Below are 4,124 nucleotides of genomic sequence, written 5' to 3'. Positions count from 1 at the left end.
TTTTATCAAAGCCATCTGTCAAGCCCTCTCTGAATTAGTCACCTATCATATCCTAACCTGCAAAACCTCCCAGGGGCAAGCTAGAGAAATTGGTAAAATTAACCGATGGTTCGACAAAATAGAAGCCGCCCGCACCCGAATTAAATCGGGAACTTTATCGGTTGGAGGAACCGTATTTTTGGTGAATAAAAATGCTTGTTATTGCTGTGATGCTAGAATTGAAAGCATTATTCTGAATGAAGAATCAAGGGAAACCGTAGAGTTAGACAGTGAAACTGAAATAGGATTGAAGTTTGATGTGGCAGCGAAAAAAGGGTTGAGCTTATATGTGATGGATGAATAGAGAAAATCAGGACAAGTTAGCCCTCGGTGCTTTGACAGGTTGACCCGCACTGATTTTTTCTCTTTGCTCTGCTCCTAGTTTGTGGTAGAATTCCTTTAAAGATTTTGCCTCTGACCGAGTAAAAATTGAACTATCCAAAGATATAAAGAGATGATTGAAATTATTGAAGCGGATCTGAATTTACCTGCTCATGCATCGGCGATGGTTCAATTAATGGATGCTTATGCGTTGGACCCGATGGGTGGGGGTAAAGGTCTTTCTGACTCTGTTAAAGCTAATCTTCCCTCCGAGCTTGCCAAACGAAAATCGGCTCATGTTATTCTCGCATTTGTGGAGGGTGAACCTGCTGGACTTGTGATTTGTTTAGAAGGATTTTCTACCTTTGCGTGCCAGCCATTGTTGAATATTCATGATGTGATTGTTGCTTTACCCTACCGTGGGAGAGGCTTATCTAAACTCTTACTCCAAAAAGCTGAGGCGATCGCCTTAAATTTGGGCTGTTGCAAACTTACCTTAGAGGTACTAGAGAACAATCATGTCGCTCAATCTGTCTACAGGGCTTTTGGATTTACTGGTTATGAGCTAAATCCCCTAATGGGTAAGGCATTATTTTGGGAGAAGAAACTTTTAAATAATGAAGAAACTGGTAAATAATGCGGATCGGTTTTTTCAACCTGGAACAAAATTAAGCTCACTTCCTGGCCTAATTCTTTTGACCTACCTAAACTAAGTATTTTTAAAGTTGACTTGTCCTCGCTTAATTTAACCCCTCTAACTCGTAAAACTTAAATAACTCTTGAGCCAAGAGTATAGCGGTTCCCGGACTCACCCTCACCCCCAGCCCCTCTCCCGTCTTGGGCCGCCGTCGTTTTGGGGTGAGGGCTGTACCTTGTGGACATGAGAAACGCTATAATTATTAGCATCATGCATGAACTAGAAAATGTTGACAGTCCCCAAGTTGTTTCAGAGATTCTGATTAAGACAAAAGAAGTGGGATTTCAGATGGTATCAGAACCCCTGGTTGGTTCATTACTCAGAACGTTGGCCCTGAGTAAACCATCAGGACGATTTTTAGAACTGGGAACGGGAACCGGCGTTTCAACCGCCTGGATTTTGAATGGCATGGATTCCCAATCCGCACTACTAACCGTTGAAAATGACCCGGCACTTTTAGCGATCGCCCAAGACCATCTCGGACAAGACTCCCGAGTCACCTTTCATCAAGAAGATGGCGGTACTTTTATGGAAAGATTGAGTCAAACTCCAGAACAATTTGACCTAATCTTTGCAGATACCTGGGCGGGGAAATATACTCACTTTGAAGAGGCAATCCAAGCTTTAAAGCCCGGTGGATTCTATATCATTGATGATATGTTACCTCAACCCACCTGGCCCGAAGGACATGAAGTCAAAGTCAAGACATTGATTACAGCCTTAGAAAACCGGAGGGAGTTGATGGTCACTAAAATAAGTTGGGCCAGTGGGGTAATTCTGGCTGTCAAACGATAGAGGGCCTCATTCCGGTGATGGCTGGGGTTTTTAAATGGGCAATTCCTCTGAAATTTTAACGATTTAAAATCTTATTGGGACAAGGCAATTCCTTGTCCCTAACCGTTTAATAAATCTTTAGTTCCCCAGTTCGTTCGATGGAATCAATTCCTCAAATTCCGCAACGGAACTCATAACACTTGCCTGTTGCAGCAGTTGATTTAGAGTCGATATATCAGCAATTTGATTCACTCGCGCACTCAGTTCCAGTGACACAGAATTGAACCGTGCGCTCAATACTAATAGCAACGCACTCCGGGCAGTTTCTAAGCTACCCTCTTGGCGACCTTCCTGGCGACCAGTTTCCATTGCGCGACGTTCGATATTGCTTAGAATCGGCATTTTTCGTTCCTCCTGATAGTTTTTGAGTTTGGTATCAAAACTTTGTTGCAGGCTCTCGGGTAGGGTCATCATCCAGTCGAGTAATCGAAATAACTTGATGATGTCGGTTTCAGTATAACCTCGTTCATAGAGGTTCTGTACTAACTCCCATTTATACTGTTCCCGTTCTTCAGCATTTCCCGTGCTGGCTTGGGTTTTTAAATGGGCCATCACTAAAAAGGCTAAGGGATTGAGACTGGTTTTAAGGGTCTCCCACTGACTTTCATAGGAGTAGGGTGGGCATTGCCCACCTTCTGTTCGGTGGGCATTGCCCACCTTCTGTTCGGTGGGCATTGCCCACCCTACAATTGCTATTTTATTTTTTGGAGTCTCCTAAAATAGCGAGGCTAATGACTTTCTTCTGGATGTTAAAAGACCGATAATGGTAGATGTACATCCGTTCGGGAAATTGGCTTTCTTCTTGACTCTGGACTTCGATATGAATCAAGATATAGGCTGATTCTCCGTTTTTTTGCCAAACCTTGAAGAGTTTATCCCCTTAGAGTTCTCCACTGGTGGCGCTGGGGGTAATTTGTTGCAGTTCTTTGTCCAGGGATTCGTATCCTCGGCTCCAGTCTACTACCTCATGAACTTGCGGGAAAAAGAAGGCTAAGAAGGGTTCGAGATAATCTTCTAGGGCTTCTTTCCAAGGTTGGTCATAATTGGCATTCGGGGTATTCACCCTGATTCCTCCTGATGATGCTTTTGGGGAATTTTTCTAAGTTTATTGTAACATATAAAACCTGTATATCTCGTTACTTGGCTGAAGCCAAGTAATGCCCGCTTGGAGGCTCTGCCTCCTCCCCGTACACAGGCGCTTAAGCCGCAAAATGCCCGTGTCACGGCTTCAGCCATGACACGGGAGAGAGGGATTTCCCTACTCCCCTAACAACTGCTTAATCTCCGCCTCGGTAAAGGGATTTTCCCCAGCGCGGAGGGCATTAATATAACCCTGCACCTGTCTGTTCGCCCCTGGATTATCACTCAATTGGATAAAGGCTTGAAAATCTTGGATTGCTCCCTCGTTATCTCCAGTCAGTGCCTTGGCTAACCCGCGATTTCCTACATAGCCCGGTTCCAAGGTGACGGCTTGGTTACAGGCTTCTAGCACCCCCACAGCCTCACCGCGCAAACTGCCAAGCCAACAGATTTCGTTCCAAGTTTGAGCCGAAATTTCCACCGTGTCATCAATGTTCTGGGCGGCAGTATAAGCCTCTACCGCTGCTTGATACTTTTTGTCTTTAACCCCTTGTTCTCCCCGCGCCACCAAAACCGGAACAGCAATCCGTTTGGCTTCGGCTTCCGGTTCTAGGTTGAGGGTGGGGTCAAGGGTGAGGGCTTGTTGGAATTTCTCAACCGCTTCGTTATACTCACCCTGACCAGCTAAATCTTTACCCGCTTCAACCAAAGCAGGAACAGCAATCCGTTTTGCTTCGGCTTCTGGTTCTAGGTTGAGATTTGGGTCAAGGGTGAGGGCTTGTTGGAATTTCTCAATAGCTTCGTTATACTCACCCTGACCAGCTAAATCTTTACCCGCTTCAAGCAAAACGGTAACGGCAAGGCGTTTTGCTTCGGCTTCGGGTTCTAGGTTGAGAGTAGCATCGAGTTTTTTGGCTTGTTGGAATTTGGCAACCCCACCTTGGATATCTTCCGAACGGGCTAAAGCTCTGCCTTGACGCACGAGAAATTGTGCCGACTCGGTTTTATTCCATACATATTTTTGACAAGTTTCGCCTGCTTCGCGAGCAACATCAGTTTCTGGTGCTACCAGTGCGGGATGATACTGCAACTGGTTGCAGCCCATTTCCAGCCAATTTTTCCACCTCATCGGCCACAAGCGCACGGTGTTGTC

6 protein-coding genes and 1 pseudogene are annotated in these 4,124 nt (G+C 45.4%); 3 read left to right on the top strand and 4 right to left on the bottom strand.

Features of this window, described 5'->3' with window-relative positions; genetic code table 11:
- The 3 genes and pseudogenes from J0895_RS08815 to J0895_RS08805 all read left to right on the top strand — a co-directional run.
- A pseudogene (locus J0895_RS08815) lies at nucleotides 1-343 on the top strand (MAE_28990/MAE_18760 family HEPN-like nuclease); the annotation flags it as partial.
- A gap of 150 nt (nucleotides 344-493) precedes the next feature.
- Nucleotides 494-997, top strand: coding sequence for a GNAT family N-acetyltransferase (locus J0895_RS08810; protein WP_207087733.1), 504 nt, complete (start codon nucleotides 494-496; stop codon nucleotides 995-997).
- Nucleotides 998-1,267: 270 nt separating this feature from the next.
- Nucleotides 1,268-1,852, top strand: a complete 585-nt coding sequence (locus J0895_RS08805; protein WP_207087732.1) for an O-methyltransferase — start codon at nucleotides 1,268-1,270, stop codon at nucleotides 1,850-1,852.
- Nucleotides 1,853-1,969: 117 nt separating this feature from the next.
- Here the strand turns inward: J0895_RS08805 and J0895_RS25800 are convergent, their stop codons facing one another.
- From J0895_RS25800 to J0895_RS08795, 4 genes are all read right to left on the bottom strand, one after another.
- Nucleotides 1,970-2,566, bottom strand: a complete 597-nt coding sequence (locus J0895_RS25800; RefSeq protein WP_242541157.1) for an RpnC/YadD family protein — start codon at nucleotides 2,564-2,566, stop codon at nucleotides 1,970-1,972.
- Between the two features lie 22 nt (nucleotides 2,567-2,588).
- Nucleotides 2,589-2,720, bottom strand: a complete 132-nt coding sequence (locus tag J0895_RS26320; RefSeq protein ID WP_277989807.1) for a hypothetical protein — start codon at nucleotides 2,718-2,720, stop codon at nucleotides 2,589-2,591.
- 51 nt (nucleotides 2,721-2,771) lie between these two features.
- A complete protein-coding gene (locus J0895_RS25795; protein WP_242541156.1) occupies nucleotides 2,772-2,954 on the bottom strand; it encodes a hypothetical protein in 183 nt (60 codons plus the stop codon).
- A 195-nt stretch (nucleotides 2,955-3,149) separates the two neighbouring features.
- On the bottom strand, nucleotides 3,150-4,124 hold a 975-nt coding region (locus tag J0895_RS08795; protein ID WP_207087731.1), incomplete at its 5' end, for a tetratricopeptide repeat protein.

It is taken from the genome of Phormidium pseudopriestleyi FRX01 (assembly GCF_017313335.1).
Lineage (GTDB): Bacteria > Cyanobacteriota > Cyanobacteriia > Cyanobacteriales > Laspinemataceae > Laspinema > Laspinema pseudopriestleyi.
The sequence above is the reverse complement of the archived record's forward strand: the minus strand, read 5'-3'. Positions and strand labels throughout refer to the sequence as shown.

Bases quoted from the DNA above. Each gene is read 5' to 3' on its own strand.
- J0895_RS25800 (WP_242541157.1), bottom strand. From the start codon at position 2,566: ATGCCCACCGAACAGAAGGTGGGCAATGCCCACCGAACAGAAGGTGGG.
- J0895_RS08810 (WP_207087733.1), top strand. From the start codon at position 494: ATGATTGAAATTATTGAAGCGGATCTGAATTTACCTGCTCATGCATCG.
- J0895_RS08805 (WP_207087732.1), top strand. From the start codon at position 1,268: ATGCATGAACTAGAAAATGTTGACAGTCCCCAAGTTGTTTCAGAGATT.